The sequence below is a fragment of the Rhodopseudomonas sp. P2A-2r genome, assembly GCF_026015985.1.
Lineage (GTDB): Bacteria > Pseudomonadota > Alphaproteobacteria > Rhizobiales > Xanthobacteraceae > Tardiphaga.
In genome coordinates, this window is sequence record NZ_CP110389.1 from 915,304 (window position 1) to 939,272 (window position 23,969).

20 protein-coding genes, 2 pseudogenes and 1 riboswitch are annotated in these 23,969 nt (G+C 64.8%); of the genes and pseudogenes, 10 read left to right on the forward strand and 12 right to left on the reverse strand.

Going from position 1 to position 23,969, the window contains the following annotated elements; genetic code table 11:
• Positions 1-18: 18 nt before the first annotated feature.
• On the reverse strand, positions 19-492 hold the full coding sequence (locus ONR75_RS04255; protein ID WP_265081523.1) for an Lrp/AsnC family transcriptional regulator: 474 nt from the start codon (positions 490-492) through the stop codon (positions 19-21).
• Positions 493-617: 125 nt separating this feature from the next.
• Here ONR75_RS04255 and hppD point away from each other — a divergent pair, with 125 nt between their 5' ends.
• A complete protein-coding gene (hppD, locus tag ONR75_RS04260) occupies positions 618-1,736 on the forward strand; it encodes a 4-hydroxyphenylpyruvate dioxygenase (protein WP_265081524.1) in 1,119 nt (372 codons plus the stop codon).
• Between the two features lie 166 nt (positions 1,737-1,902).
• Here hppD and ONR75_RS04265 read toward each other — a convergent pair whose 3' ends face one another.
• The 4 genes from ONR75_RS04265 to ONR75_RS04280 form a co-directional block, all read right to left on the reverse strand.
• Positions 1,903-3,006, reverse strand: coding sequence for a CaiB/BaiF CoA transferase family protein (locus ONR75_RS04265; protein WP_413776437.1), 1,104 nt, complete (start codon positions 3,004-3,006; stop codon positions 1,903-1,905).
• 248 nt (positions 3,007-3,254) lie between these two features.
• Positions 3,255-4,055 (reverse strand): FAD binding domain-containing protein, encoded by an 801-nt coding sequence (locus ONR75_RS04270; RefSeq protein WP_265081526.1) that lies wholly within the window; start codon positions 4,053-4,055, stop codon positions 3,255-3,257.
• Between the two features lie 10 nt (positions 4,056-4,065).
• Positions 4,066-6,420: a xanthine dehydrogenase family protein molybdopterin-binding subunit gene (locus tag ONR75_RS04275; protein WP_265081527.1), complete on the reverse strand. Its 2,355-nt coding sequence runs from the start codon at positions 6,418-6,420 to the stop codon at positions 4,066-4,068.
• 97 nt (positions 6,421-6,517) lie between these two features.
• Positions 6,518-7,003, reverse strand: a complete 486-nt coding sequence (locus tag ONR75_RS04280; RefSeq protein WP_265081528.1) for a (2Fe-2S)-binding protein — start codon at positions 7,001-7,003, stop codon at positions 6,518-6,520.
• A gap of 235 nt (positions 7,004-7,238) precedes the next feature.
• Between ONR75_RS04280 and ONR75_RS04285 the strand changes: the two genes are divergently transcribed.
• Entirely contained in the window at positions 7,239-7,910 is a 672-nt protein-coding gene (locus ONR75_RS04285) for a 3-oxoacid CoA-transferase subunit A (protein ID WP_265081529.1), read from the forward strand.
• Positions 7,907-8,598 (forward strand): annotated as a pseudogene (locus ONR75_RS04290) (3-oxoacid CoA-transferase subunit B). Before ONR75_RS04285 ends, ONR75_RS04290 begins: the two are co-directional and overlap by 4 nt.
• A gap of 184 nt (positions 8,599-8,782) precedes the next feature.
• Here the strand turns inward: ONR75_RS04290 and ONR75_RS04295 are convergent.
• Positions 8,783-9,979, reverse strand: coding sequence for an O-succinylhomoserine sulfhydrylase (locus ONR75_RS04295; RefSeq protein WP_265081530.1), 1,197 nt, complete (start codon positions 9,977-9,979; stop codon positions 8,783-8,785).
• 72 nt (positions 9,980-10,051) lie between these two features.
• A riboswitch (SAM riboswitch) is annotated at positions 10,052-10,131 on the reverse strand.
• Positions 10,132-10,236: 105 nt separating this feature from the next.
• Here ONR75_RS04295 and ONR75_RS04300 point away from each other — a divergent pair.
• The 5 genes from ONR75_RS04300 (at position 10,237) to mdoH (ending at position 16,499) form a co-directional block, all read left to right on the forward strand.
• Positions 10,237-11,343 (forward strand): 2'-deoxycytidine 5'-triphosphate deaminase, encoded by a 1,107-nt coding sequence (locus ONR75_RS04300; RefSeq protein ID WP_265081531.1) that lies wholly within the window; start codon positions 10,237-10,239, stop codon positions 11,341-11,343.
• A gap of 277 nt (positions 11,344-11,620) precedes the next feature.
• Complete coding sequence (locus ONR75_RS04305; protein WP_265081532.1) at positions 11,621-12,088, forward strand: helix-turn-helix domain-containing protein; 468 nt, start codon at positions 11,621-11,623, stop codon at positions 12,086-12,088.
• Positions 12,063-12,662 carry a PIN domain-containing protein gene (locus ONR75_RS04310; RefSeq protein WP_265081533.1) on the forward strand — a complete coding sequence of 200 codons (600 nt, stop codon included), beginning with the start codon at positions 12,063-12,065 and terminating at the stop codon, positions 12,660-12,662. Before ONR75_RS04305 ends, ONR75_RS04310 begins: the two co-directional genes overlap by 26 nt.
• 127 nt (positions 12,663-12,789) lie before the next feature.
• Positions 12,790-14,298, forward strand: coding sequence for a glucan biosynthesis protein G (locus tag ONR75_RS04315; RefSeq protein ID WP_265081534.1), 1,509 nt, complete (start codon positions 12,790-12,792; stop codon positions 14,296-14,298).
• Positions 14,299-14,312: 14 nt separating this feature from the next.
• A complete protein-coding gene (gene mdoH / locus ONR75_RS04320; RefSeq protein ID WP_265081535.1) occupies positions 14,313-16,499 on the forward strand; it encodes a glucans biosynthesis glucosyltransferase MdoH in 2,187 nt (728 codons plus the stop codon).
• Here mdoH and ONR75_RS04325 read toward each other — a convergent pair.
• Positions 16,485-17,291 carry an NAD-dependent protein deacetylase gene (locus tag ONR75_RS04325; protein WP_413776491.1) on the reverse strand — a complete coding sequence of 269 codons (807 nt, stop codon included), beginning with the start codon at positions 17,289-17,291 and terminating at the stop codon, positions 16,485-16,487. The two genes, mdoH and ONR75_RS04325, sit on opposite strands and share 15 nt — an antisense overlap.
• Before the next feature lie 170 nt (positions 17,292-17,461).
• On the opposite strand from ONR75_RS04325, the gene ONR75_RS04330 reads away from it, so the two are divergent.
• On the forward strand, positions 17,462-17,704 hold the full coding sequence (locus tag ONR75_RS04330; protein ID WP_265081536.1) for a DUF2171 domain-containing protein: 243 nt from the start codon (positions 17,462-17,464) through the stop codon (positions 17,702-17,704).
• A 48-nt stretch (positions 17,705-17,752) separates the two neighbouring features.
• Here ONR75_RS04330 and ONR75_RS04335 read toward each other — a convergent pair whose 3' ends face one another.
• The 3 genes and pseudogenes from ONR75_RS04335 to hydA form a co-directional block, all read right to left on the reverse strand.
• Positions 17,753-18,409, reverse strand: coding sequence for an NAD-dependent epimerase/dehydratase family protein (locus ONR75_RS04335; protein WP_320109695.1), 657 nt, complete (start codon positions 18,407-18,409; stop codon positions 17,753-17,755).
• Between the two features lie 242 nt (positions 18,410-18,651).
• A complete protein-coding gene (locus ONR75_RS04340) occupies positions 18,652-19,128 on the reverse strand; it encodes a DUF29 domain-containing protein (protein WP_265081537.1) in 477 nt (158 codons plus the stop codon).
• A 109-nt stretch (positions 19,129-19,237) separates the two neighbouring features.
• Positions 19,238-20,703, reverse strand: a pseudogene (gene hydA / locus ONR75_RS04345) (dihydropyrimidinase).
• 74 nt (positions 20,704-20,777) lie between these two features.
• Between hydA and ONR75_RS04350 the strand changes: the two are divergent.
• Positions 20,778-21,434 carry an aspartate/glutamate racemase family protein gene (locus tag ONR75_RS04350; protein ID WP_265081538.1) on the forward strand — a complete coding sequence of 219 codons (657 nt, stop codon included), beginning with the start codon at positions 20,778-20,780 and terminating at the stop codon, positions 21,432-21,434.
• A 65-nt stretch (positions 21,435-21,499) separates the two neighbouring features.
• Here the strand turns inward: ONR75_RS04350 and ONR75_RS04355 are convergent, their stop codons facing one another.
• Positions 21,500-22,429, reverse strand: a complete 930-nt coding sequence (locus tag ONR75_RS04355; protein ID WP_265081539.1) for an N-carbamoyl-D-amino-acid hydrolase — start codon at positions 22,427-22,429, stop codon at positions 21,500-21,502.
• A 183-nt stretch (positions 22,430-22,612) separates the two neighbouring features.
• Complete coding sequence (locus tag ONR75_RS04360) at positions 22,613-23,962, reverse strand: PQQ-dependent sugar dehydrogenase (RefSeq protein ID WP_265081540.1); 1,350 nt, start codon at positions 23,960-23,962, stop codon at positions 22,613-22,615.
• Between the last annotated feature and the right edge of the window lie 7 nt (positions 23,963-23,969).

Below are 23,969 nucleotides of genomic sequence, written 5' to 3' on the forward strand. Positions count from 1 at the left end.
GTTGGGGCGACGTATTCTTCACCCCACCGCCTTCAGCGGCAGCCGCGACGTTTCCTTGAGCCGGTCGAGCACGATCGACGAGCGCACATGAGCCACGCTCTGATGCGGCATCAACACGTTGTTGACGATATCGGACAGGCTCTTGAGATCGCGCAGCACCGCCTTCAACAGGTAGTCGGCATCGCCGGTCAGCGAATAGGCCTCCTGGATGGCATCGGTGCGGGTGACCAGGGCGCGGAACTTCTTGGCATTGTCGGGCGAGTGCGTCGCCAGCGTGATGTGAATGAAGGCGATGACGTTGAAGCCGAGCGCCTCGCTCGACAGGTCGGCGTGATAGCCGGCAATCACCTGCGCTTCCTCCAGCCGCATCCGCCGCCGCGAGCATTGCGACGCTGACAGGCCGGCGACATCGGCAAGCTGCTGGTTGGTCAGGCGACCGTCATCCTGCAACGCCGCGAGGATCTTCAGGTCGAAGGCATCCACGGGGATCATGCGTCAAAACCCTCCTTCGTGCACAAAGCGTGCATGACCATGCCATAGTTCCCGCCCCTTTGCATGCACCTTGCGTCGAATACGACCGACACTCCCTGTCAGCAAATCAGTTCAGGGAGATCACCATGGGTCCGTTTCCACACGACGCGCCGCCGGCGACAATCACCGCCGACAACCCGATGGGCACCGACGGTTTCGAGTTCGTCGAATACGCGCATCCGAATCCGGCCGAGCTGCACGCCCTGTTCAAGCTGATGGGCTACGCGCCGGTGGCGAAGCACAAGACCAAGAACATCACGCTGTATCGCCAGGGCCACATCAACTATCTCGTCAACGAGGAGCCAGGCAGCCACGGCTTCGATTTCGTTGCCGCCCATGGTCCGTGCGCGCCATCGATGGCATTCCGCGTGGTCGATGCGCAGAAGGCCTATGAGCGCGCGATCGCGCTCGGCGCGGAGCCGGCCGACGTGCCGTCGGCGCGCAAGACGCTGGACGTTCCGGCCATCAAGGGCATCGGCGGCAGCCTGCTGTATTTCGTCGATCGCTATGGCGCCAAGGGCACGGCCTATGATCTCGAGTTCGACTGGCTGGGCGCAAAGAACCCATGGATCGAGGGCGCCGGCCTGTTCTATCTCGACCACCTCACCCACAACGTCCATCGCGGCCGCATGGATGTATGGACCGGGTTCTACGAAAAACTGTTCAACTTCCGCCAGATCCGCTTCTTCGACATCGAGGGCCGCGCCTCCGGCCTGTTTTCACGGGCTCTGACCAGCCCCGACGGCAAGATCCGGATTCCCATCAACGAGGACGCCGGCGACGCCGGGCAGATCGAGGAATATCTCAACACCTACCGCGGCGAGGGCATCCAGCATATCGCCTGCGGCTCCAGCGACATCTATCGCACCGTGGAGAGGCTGCGGGACGACGGGCTGCCGTTCATGCCGTCGCCGCCGGAAACCTATTTCGAGAAGATTGATGCGCGGCTGCCCAAGCATGGCGAGGACGTGCGCCGGCTGAAGCGCGACGGCATTCTGATCGACGGCGAAGGCGTGGTGGCCGGCGGCGAGACCAAGGTACTGCTGCAGATCTTCTCGGCCAATGCCATCGGGCCGATCTTCTTCGAGTTCATCCAGCGCAAGGGCGACGACGGCTTCGGCGAGGGCAATTTCAAGGCACTGTTCGAATCCATCGAGGAAGACCAGCTCCGCCGCGGCGTGCTGACGCTGAAGGGCGCGGCGTAGGCTTGCGTCTGGTAGCTAGCGCTACCGCGCGCTCGCACTATCATTCGAAACTCATCACTCTCCACGTCATGCCCGGCCTTGTGCCGGGCATCCACGTTATCACGTGACATCGTGGATGGCCGGGACAGGCCCGGCCATGACGCGGACAGGCCGGTGTCAATCTTTGCTATTCCGCCAGCCACTCCTTTACCACTTCCCCCAGCTCCACCGTCACCGGCATCCGCGCCGCCGATGGTGTGCGCGAGAAACGCGGCGCCGGGGCCGGCTGGGTGTGGCCGTCATGCTGGATGAACACTCCGCGCGCGACCATGTGCGGATGCTGCGTCGCCTCCGACATGGTCAGGACCGGCGCGAAGCAGACGTCGGTGCCTTCCATGATGGCGCACCATTCGTCGCGGCTCTTGGTCTTGAACACGTCGGTCAGCCGCTGCTTCAGCGCTACCCATTGCGTCTGGTCCATCTGCGCGTCGAAGCAGATGTCACCGAGCCCGGCGAGCTCGCGCAGTTGCGCGTAGAACTGCGGCTCGATGGAGCCGATGGAGATGAAGTGGCCGCAGCTGCATTCGTAGACGCCGTAGAAGTGGGCGCCGCCGTCGAGCATGTTGCTTTCGCGGCCCTCCTTCCAGCGGCCGGCGGCGGTCATGTCGAAGAACATGGTGATCAGCGATGCCGCGCCGTCGCACATGGCGGCATCCACCACCTGGCCCCGGCCGGATCTGCCGGCCTCGAGCAGTGCGGCCAGCAGGCCCATCACCAGATACAATGAGCCGCCGCCGAAATCGCCGACCAGGTTCAGCGGCGGCACCGGTCGGTCGGCGCCGCCGATGGCGGCCAGCGCGCCGGTGATCGAGATGTAGTTGATGTCGTGGCCGGCGGCCTGCGCCAGCGGGCCGCTCTGGCCCCAGCCGGTCATGCGGCAATAGACCAGTTTCGGGTTGCGGCCGAGCACCACGTCGGGCCCCAGCCCGAGCCGCTCCATCACGCCCGGGCGATAACCCTCGATCAGCGCGTCGGCGCCGTCGAGCAGCGCCAGCACGCCGGCGACTGATGATTTGTCCTTGAGATCGACCGCGACGATTTTTCGCCCGCGCGCGGACGCGCCTTTCGGCGTCTGGCCGGCGCGCACCAGGGTGATCACCTCGGCGCCCATGTCGGCCAGCAGCATGGACGCGAACGGGCCCGGGCCGATGCCGGCGAATTCGACGATGCGGATGCCGGCCAGCGGCCCGGTCGGTCTGGTGGCGGTTTGCGGCTGAACTGAAGCGGTCACGATATCCTGCACCTTGCGTTTCCCGTGCTGCGTCGCTTGGCGCGACGTCATCTGTGCGGGAAACTGTCTATGCTGAGGTGGGGGAGAGCAAGGGGCTTTTGGCCGCGGCAGCGCATGGCCGCATGCGTGGGTTGGTGGATGGATCCGCTGCCTTGCAACGTTCTCCGCTGTCATCGCCCGGTCCTGGCGCGCGATTGCGCGCCCGGCCGGGCGATGACACCCGAGTTTGCAGCTCCGCTGTGCCGGCCTCACCCCGCTTCCGCCACCGCGCGCTGCGCCATCACCTTGATCAGGTTGGCACGGTAGTCCGAGGAGCCGTGGATGTCGGCCATCAGCCCGTCGGCGGAGATGTTGATGCCATCCAGCGCGGAGGCCGACCAGTTGGCTTTCAACGCCGCTTCGATGGCCGGCACCCGCATCACGCCGTTCTGCGAGGCGCCGGTGGCGGCGACGCGGACGTCGCCGGATTTGGTCTGGACCACGAACACGCCGGTCAGCGCGAAACGCGACGCCGGATGGCGCATCTTGGAATAGGCCGCCTTGGCGGGGATCGGGAACGACACCGCGGTGATGATCTCGTTGTCTTCCAGCGCCGTGGAGAACAGGCCCTGGAAGAATTCATCCGCCGGGATCAGCCGCTTGCTGGTCATCACCGTGGCACCGAGCGCCAGCACGGCGGCGGGATAGTCGGCAGCGGGGTCGTTGTTGGCGATGGAGCCGCCGATGGTGCCGCGATGGCGAACCTGGGGATCGCCGAGCACCGAGGTCAGGTGCACGATGGCCGGGATCGCCTTCTTCGCAGCAGCGCTCTGCAGGATGTCGAAGTAGGTCGTGGCCGCCTTGATGATCAGCGCATCGGCGGTGACCTCGATGCCGATCAACTCCTTGATACGGCCGAGGTCGATGACATCAGATGGCGCCGCCAGCCGCTGTTTCATCACCGGGATCAGGGTGTGGCCGCCGGCGAGATATTTGGCGTCGGTGCCCTTGGCGAACAGTGCGGCTGCTTCATCGATGCTGGCGGGGCGGTGATAGGTGGTCTCGTACATGGTCTCGCTCCTACTCAGCAGCCTGTTGGAGTTGGATGGCATGCCAGACCCGGTCGGGGGTCGCCGGCATTTCGAGCTTGTTGTGGCCGATGGCGTCGGTGATGGCGTTGATCACCGCCGCCGAGGAACCGATGGCGCCGGCCTCGCCGCAGCCCTTCACGCCGAGCGGATTGCCCGGGCAAAGCGTGGTGGTGTGCGACAGCTTGAACGACGGCAGGTCGTCGGCGCGCGGCATGGTGTAGTCCATGAACGACGCGGTCACGAGCTGGCCGCTATCGTCATAGACCGCGCCTTCGAGGATCGCCTGGCCGATGCCCTGCGCGAGCCCGCCATGGACCTGGCCCTCGACGATCATCGGGTTGATCAGCCGACCGAAATCATCGGCGGCGACGAAATCGACGAAGTGGGTCTTGCCGGTGCCGGCGTCGACCTCGATTTCGCAGATGTAGCAGCCAGCCGGGAAGGTGAAGTTGGTGGGGTCGTAGAACGCGCCTTCCTTGAGGCCGGGCTCCATGCCGTCAGGCAGGTTGTGCGCCGTGTAGGCGGCGAGCGCCACCATCGGCAGCGCGATCGACTTGTCGGTGCCGGTCACCTTGAACTCGCCGTTCTCGATGACGATGTCTTCGACCGAGGCCTCGAGCTGGTGCGCAGCGATCTTCTTGGCCTTGGCTTCGACCTTCTCCATCGCCTTGAAGATGGCCGACATGCCCACCGCGGCCGAGCGCGAGCCGTAGGTGCCCATGCCGAACTGCACCTTGTCGGTGTCACCGTGGACGATCTGCACCTGGTCGACGGAAATGCCGAGGCGTCCGGCGACGAGCTGGGCGAAGGTGGTCTCGTGGCCCTGGCCGTGGCTGTGCGATCCCGTGAGCACCTCGATGGTGCCGACGGGATTGACCCGCACCTCGGCGGATTCCCACAGGCCGACGCCGGCGCCGAGCGAGCCCACGGCTTTCGACGGTGCGATGCCACACGCCTCGATGTAGCAGGACAGGCCGATGCCGCGCAGCTTGCCTTCGGCCTTCGCCTTGGCCTTGCGGGCCGGGAAGCCGGCATAGTCGATGGCCTTCATGGCGGCATCGAGCGAGGCGCCGAAGTCGCCGACGTCATAGGCCATGATCACCGGGGTCTGGTGCGGGAACTGGGTGATGAAATTCTTGCGCCGCAGTTCCGCGGGATCGAGCTTGAACTGCCGCGCTGCGGTCTCCAGCATCCGCTCCAGCAGGTAGCTCGCCTCCGGCCGGCCGGCGCCGCGATAGGCGTCAACCGGCGTGGTGTTGGTGTAGACGCCCATCACCTCGGCATAAATCGCCGGGATGTTGTACTGGCCGGACAGCAGCGTGGCGTAGAGATAGGTCGGCACCGACGACGAGAACAGCGACATGTAGGCGCCGAAATTGGCGTGGGTCTTGACCCGCAGGCCGAGAATCTTGTGGTCGTTGTCGAACGCCATTTCCGCGTGCGAGATGTGGTCGCGGCCATGGGCGTCGGTGAGGAACGCTTCCGAGCGGTCGCCGGTCCATTTCACCGGGCGGCGCACCTTCTTGGAGGCCCACAGCGCCACCATCTCTTCGGGATAGATGAAGATCTTGGAGCCGAAGCCGCCGCCGACGTCGGGAGCGATCACCCGCAGCTTGTGCTCCGGCGCGATGTTGTAGAATGCCGACAGCACGAGACGTGCGACGTGCGGGTTCTGCGACGTGGTGTGAAGCGTGAAATGTTCCTCGGCATCGTTGTATTCGGCGACAGCCGCGCGCGGCTCCATGGCGTTGGGCACCAGCCGGTTGTTGGTCAGCTCCAGCGACACGACGTGGGCCGCCTTGCCGAAGGCGTCGTTGACCGCCTTCTCGTCGCCGATCGACCAGTCATAGACCACGTTACCCGGTGCTTCCGGATGCAACTGCGGCGCGCCCGGCGCAATCGCCGCCTTGATATGGGCGGCGGCGGGCAGTTCCTCATAGGTGACCACCACAGCTTCCGCGGCGTCCCGGGCCTGGTTCTTGGTCTCGGCGATCACCACCGCCACCGCCTGTCCGGCGAAGCGCACCACCTCCGGCGCCATCGCCGGCCAGGCGCCCATCTTCATCGGCGTGCCGTCCTTGGAATGCACCGCCCAGCCGCAGATCAGGTTGCCGACCTTGTCGTCGACAATCTGCTGCCCGGTCAGGACGTCGACCACGCCCGGCATCGCCTTGGCGGCGGTGGCGTCGATGCCCTTGACCCTGGCGTGGGCATAGGGACTGCGGACAAAGTGCGCATGGGTCAGGCCCAGCACCTTGATATCGTCCACATAGCGGCCACGGCCGGTAATGAAGCGGCGGTCTTCCTTGCGCACAACGCTTGCGCCAATGCCTTCAACGCCCATGATGCTCTCCCTGTCGGACCGCGTCACCCGCGCTGGACTTCACAGCGTCGGGTCGCCGTCGCTTTGTTGGTTCACGTTCGAATTCGCGTGCGGCGGATCACTCCGCCGCCTGAGCCACCTTCATGCGGCCGGCGGCATCGAGCACCGACTTGACGATGTTGTGGTAGCCGGTACAGCGGCAGATGTTGCCTTCCAGCTCGTGGCGGACGGTGTCCTCGTCGAGATTGCCGCCGTAGCGGTTGACGATGTCGATGGACGCCATGATCATGCCCGGCGTGCAATAGCCGCACTGAAGCCCGTGATTGTCGCGGAATGCCGCCTGCATCGGGTGCAGCTCGTCGCCGCGCGAAATACCCTCGATGGTGGTGACGTTGGTGCCATTGGCCTGGCCGACCAGAGTGGTGCAGGACTTGACCGCGCGGCCGTCGATATGGACCACGCATGCGCCGCACTGGCTGGTATCGCAGCCGACATGGGTGCCGGTGAGGCCCAGATGCTCGCGCAGCAGATGCACCAGCAGGGTTCGGTCTTCAACGTCGGCAGAAACAGCCTTGCCGTTGACCGTCAGTTTGACTGTGGACACGTGCAACCTCCCGATACTTTTTAATTGTTCCAATTAGAAGCGCGCGCCGAAAACTTTGCAACCGGGAAATTCGTTGGGGTTGTCATCGGGGCGTCGCGGGGGCGCATCCCCGCGCACCCCGCCTGCAAATTTGTGGCTTTATGTGCCGACGGCGCGATGCTCTATTCGCGCCGCAATAAATCCGGCAGCGCGCGGGCCGACTGAGAACAATATTCCGCGACAGGGAGTTTTTTGGGTGATCGACAAGCAAGTAAAGAGTCTGGGAGACGCGGTGGCGGGTGTGGCGGATGGCGCCACCGTGCTGGTGGCGGGATTTGGCGCGGTCGGCGTGGCCGACGACCTCTTGGAAGCGCTGCACGAGCAGGGCGCCCGCGAGCTGACCCTTGTCGCCAACAATGCCGGCAACGGCGATGTCGGTCTGGCACGGCTGATCAATTCGGGCCGGGTGCGCAAGGTGATCTGCTCCTATCCCCGCTCCGGCGACTACAGCGCCTTCCTCAACGCCTATCGCGACAAGACCCTGGAACTCGAACTTGTGCCGCAGGGCACCATCTCCGAGCGGATGCGCTGCCATGCCGCGGGCCTCGGCGGCTTCTTCTCGCCGGTGTCGGCCGGCACGAAGCTGGCCGACGGCAAGGAGACCCGCGAGATCGACGGCCGGCTGCACGTGTTCGAGAAGCCCCTGAAGGGCGATATCGCGCTGCTGCGCGCCGACAAGGCGGACCGCTGGGGCAATCTCACCTACATCAAGTCGGCGCGGAATTTCAATCCGGTGATGGCCATGGCCGCCGACGTGAGCGTCGTGCAGGTCAATGAAATGGTCGAACTCGGTTCGCTCGATCCCGAAGCGGTGGTGACACCGAGCATTTTCATCGACCGTGTCGTTGTCGTCGGAGCAAGCGTATGACTGTGAACTACAAGCCCCTCACCCGCGAGCAGATGGCCTGGCGCGCCGCGCAGGACCTGCCGGACGGCGCCTTCGTCAATCTCGGCATCGGCATTCCCACGCTGGCGGCGAGCTTCGTGCCCGCAGGCCGCGAAGTCATCTTCCATAGCGAGAACGGCATTTTGGGGCTTGGCCCGAAGCCCGAACCCGGCACCGAAGACGAGAACATGATCGACGCCGGCAAGAACTACACCACGCTGATCACCGGCGGCGTGTTCATGCATCACGCCGATGCCTTCCTGATGATCCGCGGCGGCCATCTCGATATCAGCCTGCTCGGCGCGTTCGAGGTGTCGGAGAAGGGCGACCTCGCCAACTGGACCACCGAGGATCCGTCGTTCCCGCCCGGCGTCGGCGGCGCCATGGATCTGGCGGTCGGCGCCAAGGCGATCCGTGTGATCATGGAGCACACCGACAAGAAGGAAATCCGCGCATCCTCAACCGCTGCACCCTGCCGCTCACCGCGGCGGGCTGCGTCAAGCGCATCTACACCAACCTCGCGGTGATCGACGTCACCGCCCAGGGGCTGTTCGTGGTGGAGATGGTCGACGGCATGACGCTGGAGAAGCTGCAGTCGCTGACCGAGCCGAAGCTGCAACTGTCGGACGGGTTCCAGGCACTGTCACCGCCGGCGGCGATGGCGGCGTAAGGTCAAAGCACAGACGTTCGGCAGGCTCAGTTGCCGTCATCCTCGCCTGAACGCAATTGCGTTCAGGCTGGAGGTGCTCGCCGGCTTCGGCGAGCCTCGAAGGATGCGGCGAAAGCGCTCGCGGCCATCCTTCGAGGCGCGCGCCAAAGCGCGCGCACCTCAGGATGACGGTCCGTGCTTGCAGCTACGCCTGCTTCAGCGCCGCCTCGAGATCTTCGACCAGATCGTCCTTGTGCTCGAGCCCGGTCGAGAAGCGGATAAAGCCTTCGCTGATGCCGAGTTCGGCGCGGGCCTCGATCGGCAGGCGCTGATGGGTCGTGGTCGCCGGATGCGTCACCAGGCTCTTGGAGTCGCCGAGGTTGTTGGAGATCCGCGTCAGCTTCAGTGCGTTGAGCACGCGGAACGCGGCGGCCTTGCCGCCCTTCACCTCGAAGCCGATCAGCGTCGAACCGGCGCGCATCTGCCTCTTGACGAGCGCGGCCTGCGGATGATCGGCGCGACCGGGATAGATCAGCCGCGAGATCTTCGGATGCGCGGCGAGGGCATCGGCGATGGCGCCGGCGCTCTCGGTCTGCTGCTTGACGCGAATCGCCAGGGTCTCCAGTCCCTTCACCAATACCCAGGCATTGAACGGCGAGATCGCCGGGCCGGTCTGGCGCAGGTAGTTGTGGATGTGCTCGCTGATGAAATCCTTGGAGCCGAGGATGATGCCGCCGAGGCAGCGGCCCTGGCCGTCGATGTGTTTGGTCGCGGAATAGACGACGACATCGGCGCCGAGCGTCAGCGGGCTCTGCCAGATCGGCGTCGCGAACACGTTGTCGACGATCAGCCGCGCGCCGCAGGCATGGGCGATCGCGGCGATAGCGGGAATGTCGAGCACGTCCAGGGTCGGGTTGGTCGGGCTTTCCAGGAAACAGCTCTTGGTGTTCGGGCGCATCGCCTTTTGCCAGGCGTCGAGATCGAGGCCGTCGACCAGCGTGAACTCGATGCCGTAGCGCGGCAGCAGCTCTTCCACCACGTAGCGGCAGGAGCCGAACAACTGCTTGGAGGCGACCACGTGGTCGCCGATGCGCAGTGGTGCCAGAATCGCGGCAGTCACCGCGGCCATGCCGGTGGCGGTGGCGCGGCCGGCCTCGGCGCCTTCGAGGTCGATCATCCGGCTCTCGAACATCGAGATGTTCGGATTGGAGAAGCGCGAATAGATGAAGCCGGGCTCCTCGCCCTTGAAGCGCGCTTCGCACTGTTCGGCGCTGTCGTAGACAAAGCCCTGGGTCAGGAACAGCGCTTCGGAGGTCTCGCCGAACTGCGAACGCAGCATGCCGGCATGGACGAGGCGGGTTTCGGGACGGTAATGGGCAGCAGTGGTTTTGGTCTCAGACATGTGATCTCCCGTCGCGGCCCCTTGCGGCAGCCACAAAAAACCGGCCTGGACAGACGTCCAACGGCCGGGATCACACATGCGTCCCCGGCCTGTTTAGCGACTTGTTTAACGTGGCTGCAAGCCGGCCGGCTCAAATCACCACGGGATAAGGTTCCTGATATTCCCGTCGCCCCTTCCCGTCAAGCCGATGGTGGGATAACCGATAAAATTGCATTTTCGCGAGCGTCCCATGCCGCCGTGCGCCAAGGATGAGTCCAGTGCCCTTCACGCTGCCTGCTGATGCCGATGGTATTCTGCCCGATCGCATGATCGCGCAGATGGCCGATGCCGGCCTGATCCTGCCGGCCTATCCCTTCGTGGAGAGCCAGATCCAGCCGGCCAGCCTCGATTTGCGGCTCGGCGACATCGCCTACCGCGTCCGCGCCAGCTTTTTGCCCGGTCCGAATTCGACCGTGGCCGAGCGCATCGACGAACTGAAGCTGCACGAAATAGATCTCTCCGACGGGGCAGTGCTGGAGACCAACTGCGTCTACATCGTGCCCTTGCTGGAAAGCCTGGCGCTGCCGCCGTCGATCTTCGCCGCCGCCAATCCAAAGAGCTCGACCGGCCGGCTCGACGTGTTCACCCGGGTGATCGCCGACGGCACCCGCCGCTTCGACGTGATCGGCGCCGGCTACCACGGTCCGCTCTATGCCGAGATCAGCCCGAAGACGTTTCCAGTCCTGCTGCGCGAAGGCTCGCGGCTGTCACAGGTGCGCTTCCGGGTCGGTGACGCCATCCTCGACAACGAGGCGCTCGAAGATCTGCACGCGCTCGATCCGCTGGTCGACAGCGAGGATGCCGATCTCAACAACGGCGTGGCGCTGTCGGTGGATCTGTCCGGCGAAAACGAAAGCGGTTTCGTGGGCTACCGCGCCAAGCGCCACACCGGCGTGGTCGATATCGACCGCCGTGGCGGTTATGCGGTGAACGAGTTCTGGGAGCCGATCGCGGCCCGCCGCGACGGCACGCTGATCCTCGACCCCGGCGAATTCTACATCCTCGCCTCGAAGGAGGAGGTGCAGGTGCCGCCGGATTACGCCGCCGAGATGGTGCCGTTCGACCCATTGGTCGGCGAATTCCGCGTGCATTATGCCGGCTTCTTCGATCCCGGCTTCGGCCATGACGGCGCCGGCGGGCGCGGCTCGCGCGCCGTGCTGGAAGTGCGCTCGCGCGAGGTGCCGTTCATTCTCGAACACGGCCAGATCGTCGGCCGCCTGGTCTACGAAAAAATGCTGTCGCGCCCCGACGCCCTCTACGGCCAGCGCATCGGCTCCAACTACCAGGGCCAGAGCTTGAAGCTCAGCAAGCACTTCAAGGTGTAGCGGGCGGCGCGGTCGCTGCGAACCGACCCGTAGTTCGCCCGCATAGGGCGTAAGCTTGCCCGTAAGCGGATGCATCGTAAGCCGCACCTGCGATCAGCGCCTTCGATTATTGATCGTTGTAAGGTGGGTCGTCAATCTCATTCCCGCGCAGGATTCTCGAGTTCTCACGGAGACATCATCCTTGGGGCGTCTGCCATGTCGTTCGCTCTCAAGCGGTCTTGATTTTGTCGATTGCAGACATTACAGATATTACACTTATTTCAGATAGGAGCCGGCCATGGCCGATCCGGTGACGCTCAAGGTCCGCGACCTCGACCGCGAACAAGCCAGGGAGGGGGCGAGCCTCCTCGGACGCGCTTCCGCGCTCGAGCACGGTGGGCTGTTTCTGACGAAAGCCGACGGAGAGAAGGTGTGGGCGGAGATGCCCCGCTCGGTCCTCGTCGCGGTGCAGTGCATGCTGGCGACTATGGCCGAGTCCGGCGAAGCATTGCTATTCAGGCCTCATGACGAGGTCTCGCCCGAGAAGGCTGCGGAAATGCTCGGGATCTCTAGGCCGCTCGTCTACCAGCGCATGGACGCCGGAAAGCTTGCATTCAGGCAGGTCGGGACCCACCGGCGCATCCGCGCAAGCGACATCGCCGAACTCAGAAATTCCGAAGATAGGCGGCGCTCACTGGCAGCGAAATTGTCCGCCGACACGGAAGACCTCGAAGAGAATTATGCGCCCGGCAACAGCGCTCCTTGACGCGAACGTCCTGTTCTCGGGCCACCTGCGCAACTTACTGCTGCAGTTGGCCGCAAACGACGTCTTCGTGGTGAAGTGGAGCCCACGCATCGAAGACGAGTGGCTCAGAAACATGCCGGCGGAGACCCGCGAGCGCATCGTCACCGGCACCGTTCCGATCATCAGGGAGCTGTTCCCCGACGCGTACGTCAACGACTTCGATCCCGAACGCTCAATCGGCCGGACGGATCCAAAGGACCGCCATGTAGCCTCTGCCGCCGTAGCCGTGGCGCCCAGCGTGCTGGTCACGTTCAATCTCAAGGACTTCGACGTCGCCGCACTGGAGGTTCTCGGCGTCAGAGTGCTATCGCCAGATCAATTCCTCAGCGAGGTTTTCGAAAGCGGCCCTGCAATCGTCGATGCTGCCACCCGGGAGGCTGCAGCCAACCTCTCGCGCAGCTTCCCTACATGGGACGAATATCTGACCGACTTGGCCGGCCGGCATGGATTGAAGAATTTCGTCGATTGCCTGCGGTCGTGGACGTCTGAAGATATCGAACAGCCTTCCAAACCCAGCATCCCTACCGTGAAGTAACGACCGCAGTTAGATCGTTCTGATCACGCGCTGGCCGACAATGGATCGCAGGCGTGTTGTTCCTCTCGGGAACCTGCACGCCCGGCCGGTGTTGTTGATGTTCGCCATTCGAACATCTGGAGACACCTTGAACCGACGACAACTTCTCGGGGCCTCGGCCGCGCTCCCATTGCTGACGATATTGCCGCGCAGCGTTGGCGCCGCTGTTGCGGCGTCGCCGTTCGACGCGTCCGTTGTACGGACGCTGGCGCGCGATGCTGCCACCAAGCCCTACAAGGCGCCGGACAACAAGCTGCCGGATTCGTTGAAGGATCTGAACTACGACCAGTATCGCGCGCTGCGCTTCAATCCGGAGAAGGCGTTGTGGCACGGCGAGAAGCTACCGTTCGAGGTGCAGTTCTTTCACCGCGGCTCGTTCTACACCAACCGCGTCGACATCTACGAAGTGGCCAACGGGCAGGCGACCCAGGTTCCCTATCAGCCGGAGAACTTTTCCTTCGGCACCACGCCGCCACCGCCGCCCGGCACCGATCTCGGCTTCGGCGGCTTCCGGCTGCATGCGCCGATCAACAAGCCGGATTATTATGATGAGGTCTGCGTCTTTCTCGGCGCCAGCTATTTTCGCGCGGTCGCCAAGGGCCAGGTCTACGGCCTGTCGGCGCGCGGCCTGTCGATCAACACCGGCGAGGCGGCCGGCGAAGAGTTTCCCTCGTTCAAGGCGTTCTGGATCGAGAAGCCGGCAGCCAATGCCAACTCCATTGTGGTGCATGCACTGCTCGACAGTGAAAGCGCCGCCGCTGCCTATCGCTTCACGATCAGGCCCGGCGAGACCACGATCTTCGATGTGGAAATGGCGATCTATCCGCGCGTCGAACTGAAGACGGCCGGCCTTGCCCCGATCACCAGCATGTTCTTCTTCGGCCCGAACGACCGCATGGAGGTCGACGACTTCCGTCCCGCCGTGCACGATTCCGACGGGCTGGCGATCTACAACGGGCGTGGCGAACAGCTGTGGCGGCCGCTCAGCAATCCGCGAGATCTGCAGATCAGTTCGTTCGGCGATCTCAACCCGCGCGGCTTCGGGCTGATGCAGCGGCAGAAGAATTTTCTCGACTATCAGGATCTCGAATCCAGCTTCGAACGACGCCCCAGCCTCTGGGTCGAGCCGATCGGCGACTGGGGCGAGGGCGCGGTGCAGCTGCTCGAAATCCCTACCAAGGAAGAGATCCACGACAACATCGGCAGCTTCTGGCGGCCGAAGAACCCGCTGGCGGCCAATGGCGAGCACACCTACACCTACCGCCTGCATTGGGGTCCGGACAATCCGAAGCCCTCGGCGCTGGCGATCTTTTCCCGCAGCGGCATCGGTGCACGCGGCGACAATACGAAACTGTTCGTGCTCGACCTGATCGGCGACGGGCTGAAATCGATCGATCCCGGCAGGATCAAGGGCGTGGTCACCGCCGAAAAGGCCGAGATTCGCAACATCGTCACGCAGCCGAATCCGCAGAGCGGCGGCTGGCGCCTGAGCTTCGAAATGCCGATCAAGGGCAAGGAGCCGGTGGAACTGCGCGCGTCGCTGATGCAGGACGATCAGGCGATCTCCGAAGTTTGGATCTATCGATGGACACCATGAGCGCGGAGAGCCCGATGACTCGCGCAGCTCCACCGATCGCGTCCGCGTCGCCCACCGGCGCGGGCGACGCATTTCTGCCGCCGGACATGCCGCTGGCGATGGCGCCGCAGGCGCTGGCGGAGCCGACTGCGACGCAGCGGCGTGCCCAGTTCAAGCCGATGCCGACCGTTCTGCGGCGCGCCTATATCCTGACCGGCACCGCGGCGATGACCGCGGCCGGCGGTTACGAAATGTACGAGGTTCTGCAGGTCGGCGGGGTCACCATCCTCGAAGGCATGGTGCTCGGCCTGTTCGTGATGCTGTTCGCCTGGGTGGCCTTCTCGTTCATGTCAGCATTGGCGGGCTTTGCCATGCTGCTGGTGCGCAAGCGCGATCCGCTGGCCATCGAGCCGAACGCGCCGCTGCCGGCGATCACCAGCCGCAATGCCATGCTGCTGCCGACCTATAACGAGGATCCCTACCGCATCATGGCGCGGCTGCGCGCGATCTGGGAATCCGCCGATGAAACCGGCCAAGGCGCGCAGTTCGACTGGTTCGTGCTCAGCGACACCACCGATCCCGCGATCTGGGTGGCCGAGGAGAAGGCACTGCTGCAGCTGCGCCGCGAGGCCGGCGCCGAGCGCATCTTCTATCGCCATCGGCCGCGCAACATTGCGCGCAAGTCCGGCAATATCGAGGACTGGGTCAAACGCTTCGGCGCCGGCTACGAACACATGATCATCCTCGACGCCGACAGCCTGATGACCGGCGACACCATCGTGCGCCTGGTCGCCGGCATGGAGGCGCATCCCGGCGTCGGCCTGATCCAGACCCTGCCCATCGTGGTCAATGCGCGCTCGCTGTTCGCGCGGATGCAGCAGTTCGCCGGCCGGCTGTACGGTCCGGTGATCGCGTCGGGCATCGCGTGGTGGCACGGCTCCGAAGGCAACTACTGGGGCCACAACGCCATCATCCGCGTCCGCGCCTTTGCCGGCGATGCCGGGCTGCCGGAATTGTCCGGGCGAAAACCGTTCGGCGGTCACATCCTCAGCCACGATTTCATCGAGGCTGCCCTGATGCGGCGCGCCGGCTGGGCGATCCACATGGCGCCGAAGCTCGGCGGCAGTTTCGAGGAATGCCCGCCGTCGCTGCTCGACTTTGCCGCGCGCGATCGTCGCTGGTGCCAGGGCAATCTGCAGCATCTCGCAGTGCTGCCGGCGCGCCGGCTGCACTGGGTGTCGCGGCTGCATCTGATGACCGGGATCGGCTCCTATCTGACAGCGCCTTTGTGGTTCCTGTTTTTGGTGCTCGGCATCCTGATCTCGTTGCAGGCGCAGTTCGTGCGGCCGGAATATTTCCCGAAGGGGTTTTCGCTGTTTCCGCAATGGCCGGCGCAGGATCCGGTCCGCGCCGCCTGGGTGTTCGCCGGCACCATGGGCCTCTTGATCGTGCCAAAACTGCTCGCCTACGTCCTGCTGCTGACGCAAGGCGAGAACCGCAGGCGCTTCGGCGGCGGCTTTCTGGTGTTGTTCGGCATTGTCTTTGAGACGCTGCTGTCCGGGTTGATCGCGCCGGTGATGATGATCTTCCAGTCGTCGGCGGTCGGCGAGATTCTGCTCGGCCGCGACGCCGGCTGGCAGGTGCAGCGCCGTGACGACGGCGGCGTGCCGCTACGCGAGGTCATCAGCAAATATGCGGTGCCGACCTTGTTCGGGGTGCTGATGGCGATCAGCGCCTATGCGGTGTCGCTGCCGCTGTTTCTGTGGATGACGCCGGTGATCGTCGGCCTGCTGCTGTCGGTGCCGGTGGCGATGCTGTCGTCGCGCCTGCTGCAAGCCGGCCAGCGCGCTGGCCTGTTCGGCACGCCGGAGCAGAACGCGCCGCCCCAGGTGCTGGTGCGCGCCAACGAACTGGCGCTGGCGGCGCCGGCCTACGGCACCAGCCCGCTGCACGAGCTGCGCGGCGATCCCGAGCTGCGCGAGGCGCATCTGCGGACGCTGGCCGATCAGCCACGCAACCGCGGCCAGATCGATTCCCATCTCGCCATTGCGCGCGCCAAGATCGACGATGCCGAGGATTTCGAGGAAGCCGTCGGCTATCTCAGCGCGCGCGAAACCTTTGCGGCGTTGAACAGCCGCACCGCGCTACAGCATCTGGCTGATTTGCCGGACAAGGCTCCCTGCGCCTTGCCGCATCTCGCGAGGGTTTCACAGCAAGAATGACAGCGCCGTTTCGCAGCGGTCTTCGACCTTGACGGTGAGCAACTCGTCGGCGCGGGTGCGGCCCATATTGATCGCGGCGATGGGCAGGCCGGCGCGGGCCGCCGCCTGCACGAAGCGAAAGCCGGAATAGACCATCAGCGAGGAGCCGACGATCAGCATGCCGTCAGCCTTGTCGAGATGCTCCAGGGCGGTATCGACGCGGTCGCGCGGCACGGTTTCGCCGAAGAACACCACGTCGGGCTTGAGAATGCCGCCGCAGTCGGCGCAGGCCGGCACTTCGAAAGAGGAAAAATCATCGCTTTCGAGGTCGGCGTCACCGTCCGGCGCATCGCGCGCGTCGAGGGCGAGCCAGTGCGGGTTCAATCGCCCCATCTCGTCCTGCAATGCGCGGCGCGTAATGCGCCGCTCGCAGCCCATGCAGCGCACCAGGTCGAGCCGGCCATGCAGGTCGATTACCCCCGCGCTGCCGGCGCCCTGGTGCAGGCGGTCGACATTCTGCGTCAGCAGGATCTCGCATTTGCCGATTTCTTCCAGCCGAACCAGCGCGCGGTGCGCGTCGTTGGGCTGCGCGCTGCCAAATCGCCGCCAGCCGATCAGGCTGCGCGCCCAGTAGCGGCGGCGCGTTGCGTCGTCGCCCATGAAGGCCTGGAAGGTCACCGGCGGCGTGCGTTTCCAGTTGCCCGCGGCATCGCGATAATCGGGGATGCCCGACTGCGTGCTGCAGCCCGCGCCGGTCAGGACGAAGAGGCGCCGATGCCCGTTGACGAAGTCCCGAAGGACGCTCGAATCCATCATGGAAAAACCATAGCGCCGGCCGGCCGAACTTGCCAAGCGCGTCCCTCCTTGAGGGCGCCCTAGGCAGGCCCGGCTTGGGGTAGGGCGTCTATGTGGGCATTTTCGGTTGAATTGAACCGGAACCGGTTTGGCGCGTTATGTGTGTCCAACCAAACAAGGAATTCGACATGGCCGGCACTGCAGGCATCAAAGAGCACATGGAAGTCATCGGCGCTGACGGCGTTCACGTCGGCACGGTCGATCATTTCGAAGGCGGACGCATCAAGCTGACCAAGAAGGACAGCGGCGAGGGCCATCACAAGGGCCACCACCATTTCATCGACGGCAGCCTGGTTGCGGAAGTCGAAGGCGACAAGGTGCGGCTGTCCGCCAATGCGGACGTGGCCGTGACCATGGAACAAGAGAAGTAAGTCGTCGCTGCATTTGCAAACCAACAGCGGGCCGCTCGGTCCGCTGTTTTATTGGCCCTCGCCGCCCCGCCATAGCGCCCCGAGGCCCTCGCGGTAGGTCGGGTAGGCCAGCGCGACGCCAAGATCCTGCTTCAGCCGTGCATTGGTGCAGCGATTGCTGGTGGCATAGAAGCTGCGCGCCATCGCACTCATCTCCGCATCTTCAAAAGCAACTTCTGGCGGCGGCGCGATGCCCATCAGCGTCGCGGCATAAGTAATGACCTCCTGCGGCGGCGCGGGCTCGTCGTCGCACACGTTCCAGATCCCCGCCTTCGGATGCGCGAACGCCGCCGCGACCGCGGCGGCGATGTCATCGACATGGATGCGGTTGAACACCTGGCCGGGCTTGACGACTCGCCGTGCCGTGCCCGCCCCGAGATTGATGAGCGCATTGCGACCGGGACCGTAGATGCCGGCCAGCCGCAGCATTGTCGCCCGCTCGCCAGCAGTGGCGCGCCACTGCGCCTCGGCGTCGATCCGCATCCGGCGGCGGCCATCGCCGGACAGTGCCGCGGTCTCGTCGATCCAGCCGCCGCCATGGTCGGCATAGACACCGATGGTCGACAGATAGACGATGCGGCGAATCCGGCTGGCCGCGATCTGCGAGCCAAACGCGGCGAGCACCGGGTCACCGTTGGGGCCGGGCGGCACCGAGACCAGCAGCAAGTCGGCCTCGGCGATGCGGGCTGCGAGCGCCGGATCGGAGCCGTCGCCGCCGAACAGTAGCAGTTCGAGATTGGCGCCTTGCCTGGCTTGCTGCTTTCCGCGCTGCGAACGGTGGCGGTGATATGGGAAAAGTCGCCGGCATGGCGATCGATGAAGCGCTGTGCGCTGTAGCCGAGCCCGAACACCAAGAGACGCACGTCAACTCCTCATGGCCGGTGCGCCCCGGGCGATCGCGGAGGACGTCATTTGTCGGAACTATCCAACCGGAACTCGCGTTCGGTCACGTCCAGCCAGCTATAGGGAGATACGTCCGGGAAGTTCTCGACCGGGATGTCGGTCTCGCCGGAAGCTTTGTCGCGTCCGTAGTCGTAACCGGATTGCTGAGCCGCGGCGAGCCTCGCTTTCAGTGATGGATTTTTGCGCATCAGCGTCGCAATTCGCTTGCGCTGCTCCCGGATCGTCGCCTCCCAGCTGCGCGAGCGACGCTCCGGCTGGTAATCCCATTTGAGCATGTGCATGAACAGGATCGTGAGGGCGCTCTCCAGCCGTTCGTAGATTTCGTTGCCCACGTCGTCGATCTCCTCGGCGATGTGATCGAGGTCGAGCTCGTCAAGTTTGCGGGCGCGGAGCAGCTCCGCCTGCCGATTGGCCCATGCGTAGAGGTCGTCTTCGTAAAGCGAAGACTGGTCTTGCGCGACGACGGAAGGTGAGGTTGGCATCGTGCATCTCGGTTTCGCTTAACCTGAACGGCCGCCACGAACCGCGCCGGCCGCTTTAACAGTACCACAGAAACAGAACTTCAGAACCCGTCTGCTCTGCGCGCTTCGCCTACAGCAGCTTGGCGCCAAAATTCCGACGCTCGTCCATCTCCGCGACCATCCGGCCGCTCGGCGTGGCCGCCGGGCCGCCGTCGCGCAGCATCAGGCGGCCGTCGCCGGGCGTGCCGTGGAAAGCGTCGCCATCGACCAGCACGCGGCCGCGCAACAGCACCGTGTCAGGCCAGCCGGTGAGCTCGCGGCCGGCGAACGGGGTGAAGCCGGCGAGGTCATGCATCATGGCATCGGTGAGCGTGACTTTTTTGCCGGATCCCAGATGGCGATGTCGGCATCCTTGCCGATGGCGATCGAGCCCTTCTTTTCCAGATTGTAGATCTGCGCCGGTGCGGTCGAGGTCAGCTCGACGAACTTTTTCAGGCCGAGGCGTCCCTTCGATATCATGGCGTCGAACAGCAGCGGCAACCGCACCTCCAAGCCGGGCAATCCGTTGGCGACCTGCTTGAAATTCGGGTTCGGCCCAGCGCGCAGCTTGCCGGTGTCGTCCATGCGATACGGCGCGTGGTCGGACGAGATCAGCTGCAGGTCGCCGAGATCGAGCGCGCGCCACAGCGCCTCCTGATCGTCCGTGGTGCGGGCCGGCGGGCTGCACATCCACTTGGCGCCTTCGACGCCGGGCTTGTCGAGGTCGTCGGCGGTGAGGAACAGGTATTGCGGACAGGTCTCGGCGAATATCTTGACGCTGCGGCCGCGGGCTTCGCGGATCACTGCGGCGCCCTCGCGGGTCGAGACATGGAAGATCATCACCGGCTGGTCGAGCAGTTCGCTGAAGGCGATCAGCCGGGTGAAGGCTTCGGATTCCGAGACGCGGGCGTGGCTGACGCCATGATATTTCGGAGCCGTATAGCCCTTGTCGAGCAGGCGCTTGACCATCCACGAGATGACGCCGTGGTTTTCCGCGTGGACGCAGACCAGCGCCTTGGCTTCGCGGGCGGCGGCGAGGATGTCCAGCAGCTTCTCGTCGTCGACCCGCAGCCGGTCATAGGTCATGAAGATCTTGATCGAGGAGAACCCCTCGGCAACCAGCGCCGGAATGTCCTGCGTGATCACCTTGTCGGTGACGTCCGAGACGATCAGGTGGAAGCCGTAGTCGATCATGGCGCCGCGCTTCGCGAGCGCCTTGTAGTCGTTCACCACGGTGATGGCGTCCATGCCGACATGCTGGGCGGCGAAGGAGATCACGCTGGTGGTGCCGCCGAATGCCGCCGATCTGGTGGCGCTTTCGAACGTGTCGGCGTTCATGATGCCCGCTGCGGACAATTGCTCGATATGGGCATGGGCGTCGACGCCGCCGGGAAGCACCAGCTTACCTGTTGCGTCGATCTCGGTCTTGCCGCCGGCGAGGCCCTTGCCGATTGCCACGATGGTTTCCCCGACAATGCCGACATCGGCCGCAAACACGTCGCTGGAGGTGCCGACGGTGCCACCGCGGATAACCAGATCGTAGACCGGAACGGACAAGGTGAACTCCTTCGATTCAAGCTTTGATGCAGCGCACTTTCCGGCAATAATGCCGCCGTGACAAGGAGATGGATATGCGCCGCAAGAAGATCCTCGTGATCAATCCGAATTCCAACGACAATGTGACGCGGCATCTGGCGGCGGCGTTGCAACCGCTGGTCTTTGCGGACGGTCCGGAGATCGACTGCGTGACGCTGGCCGAAGGGCCCTTCGGCGTCGAGAGCCAGGCCGACGTGGACAGCGTTTCGATGCCGCTGCGTGCGCTGGTGGCGGCGGACAACTCCGCGGACGCCTATGTGATCGCCTGCTATTCCGATCCCGGCCTGCAGGTCTGCCGCGAGGCGACGTCGCGGCCGGTATTCGGCATCGCCGAATCCGGCGTGCTGACCGCGCTGGCGCGCGGCGACCGCTTCGGCATCATCGCGGTGGCACAGCGCTCGATTCCCCGCCACATGCGCTACCTGCGCCAGATGAGTCTCACCGACCGCTGCGTCGGCGAGCGCCCGCTCAACATGACCGTGGCCGAAACCGCATCCGGCAGCGACACGCTGGAGCGCATGATCAAGGTCGGCCGCGAACTGAAGGATATCGACGGCGCCAATTCGATCGTGATGGGCTGCGCCGGCATGGCGCGGCATCGCGCGGCGCTGGAAGAGGCCATCGGCATTCCGGTGATCGATCCGACCCAGGCCGCGGTCAGCATGGCGCTCGGTGTGGTGATGTTTCAGTAGGCTCTTGTTGCCCTCTCCCCGCCCGGCGAAGCGAAGCTTCGCTAGGCGGGAGAGGTAAGTGAAGGTCACTCCGGCGGCAGGATCACGCCGGTCTGCGATGTGATGCGGCCGTAGTGCTCGATGCGGCGGTGGCGTGCGAAGTCGAAGATGGTTTTCTTGCCGAACTGCGTGGCATCGAGGTCGCAGGCGCACACCAGCAGCTCGTCGCCCTCGGTCTTGGCCTCGGCCATGATCTCGCCGTCCGGATTGACGATGAGGCTGCCGCCGATCAGCGGGAAGCCGTCCTCATTGCCGGCCTTGGCCACCGCGACCACGAAGGTCGAGTTTTGGTAGGCGCCGGCCTGCACTGACAGACGGTTGTGAAACAGCCGCTGCTCCGGACCTTCTGCCGCCTTCTGCGAGTTCACCGACGGGGTGTTGTAGCCGAGCACGATCATCTCGACGCCCTGCAGGCCCATCACGCGGTAGGATTCCGGCCAGCGGCGATCGTTGCAGATCATCATGCCGAAGATGCCGCCGAGCGCGCGGAACACCGGAAAGCCGAGGTCGCCCGGTTCGAAATAGCGTTTTTCCAGATGCTGATGGGTGCGCTCGGTGTCGAACTCGACATGGCCGGGCAGATGCACCTTGCGGTACTTGCCGACGATCTTGCCGGTGCGGTCGGTGAGGATCTGGGTGTTGTAGTGGTGACCATCTTCCGTCAATTCAGCGTAGCCGATCGACAGCGCGATATTGGCTTTGGCCGCGGCATCGAACAGCGGCTGCACCGCCGCGTTGGGCATCTCCGACTCGAACCAGCTGTCCACCTCGTTCGGGTCGGTCATGTAGTAGCGCGGAAAGAACGTGGTCAGCGCCAGTTCGGGATAGACGACGAGGTCGGCACCCTTCGCCTTGGCTTCGGCCAGCAGCGCGAGCATCCGTTTCACCACGGCCTCGCGGCTTTCGGCTTTCTGGATCGGTCCCATCTGGGCGGCGGCGGCGTTCAGGATGCGCATGGAGAAGGATCCATTTCGAGTGGTGACGCGAACAGCGGCGCCGGCCGGTGCCGACGCCGTTGTCCAATCGAAACGCTTTCGCCAAAATCACCGGGCCGCGCAAGGTCGAATGATAGGCCGGTTGATCCGCGGCTTGCCTGTTTTGTCGTCAATCGCCGTGGGTCGGCCACGGTATGCGGCGGATCATTTCCCGGCTTCGAGCGAAGCAGCCTTGGGTCCGGCGGGGGTCACGCGCCACACCGTATTGCCGACGTCGTCGGCCACCAGCAGCGCGCCGTGCCGGTCGATCCTGACGCCGACCGGGCGGCCCTGCGCCTCGCCCTTGTCGTCGAGGAAGCCGGTGAGCACATCCTGCGGCTTGCCCGAGGGCTTGCCGCCCTCGAACGGCACGAAGATGACCTTGTAGCCGCTGCGCGGCTTGCGATTCCACGAGCCGTGCTGTCCGACGAAGGCGCCGCCCTTCATGCTGTCGGGGAACAGGTCTCCGGTGTTGAAGGTGAGGCCCAGCGAGGCGGTATGCGCGCCCAGTGCGTAATCCGGCACGATGGCCTTGGCCACCAGATCCGGCCGCTGCGGGCTGACGCGGACGTCGACGTGCTGGCCGTAATAGCTGTAGGGCCAGCCGTAGAAGCCGCCGTCCCGTACCGAGGTCATGTAGTCCGGAACCAGGTCGCTGCCGATCTCGTCGCGCTCGTTGACCGTGACCCACAGCGCGCCGCTCTGCGGCTGCCACGATGGGCCGTTGGGATTGCGTAGGCCGGAGGCGAACACGCGGGAGGCGCCGCTGGCGCGGTCGATCTCGAGGATGCCGGCGCGGTCCTTCTCGGCCTCAATGCCATTCTCGCCGACATTGCTGTTGGAGCCGATGGTGGCATAGAGCTTGGTGCCGTCCGGGCTGGCGGTGAGGTCCTTGGTCCAGTGATGGTTGATCGGCCCGCCCGGCAGATCGGCGACCTTCACCGGCGCCGCGGTGATCCTGGTGTCGCCGTCCCGGTAGGGGAATTTCACCACCGCATCGGCATTGGCGACATAGAACTCGCTGCCGACCAGCGCCATGCCGAACGGCGAATGCAGACCTTCGAGGAACGCCGTTTTGGTCTCGGCCACGCCGTCGCCGTCGGCGTCGCGCAACAGGCTGATGCGGTTGGCGCTGGGCACGCCAGCGCCGGCCCGCTTCATCACCAGGCCCATCACCCAGCCCTTGATGCCCTTGCCGTCTTCCGGCTTGGGCGGCGCATTGGTCTCGGCCACCAGCACGTCGCCGTTCGGCAGGACATAGAGCGTGCGCGGATGGTCCAGTCCCCTGGCAAAGGCGTTCACGGCCATGCCGCTGGCCGCGGTTGGCCTGGCGCCGTCCGGCCAGCCCTTGGCGGTGGCGATGTTGACGGTGGGAATCAGCGACTTCACCGGTTCGACCAGCTTCGGGCTGGCGCCAAAATCCTCGCCGGAGACGTGAGTCGCCTGTTCGTTGCAGGCAGCCAGCGGCAGCGCCAAAGCTACGAGACATGCGGACAGCAGAAACTTGTTGTGCATGGAAGAC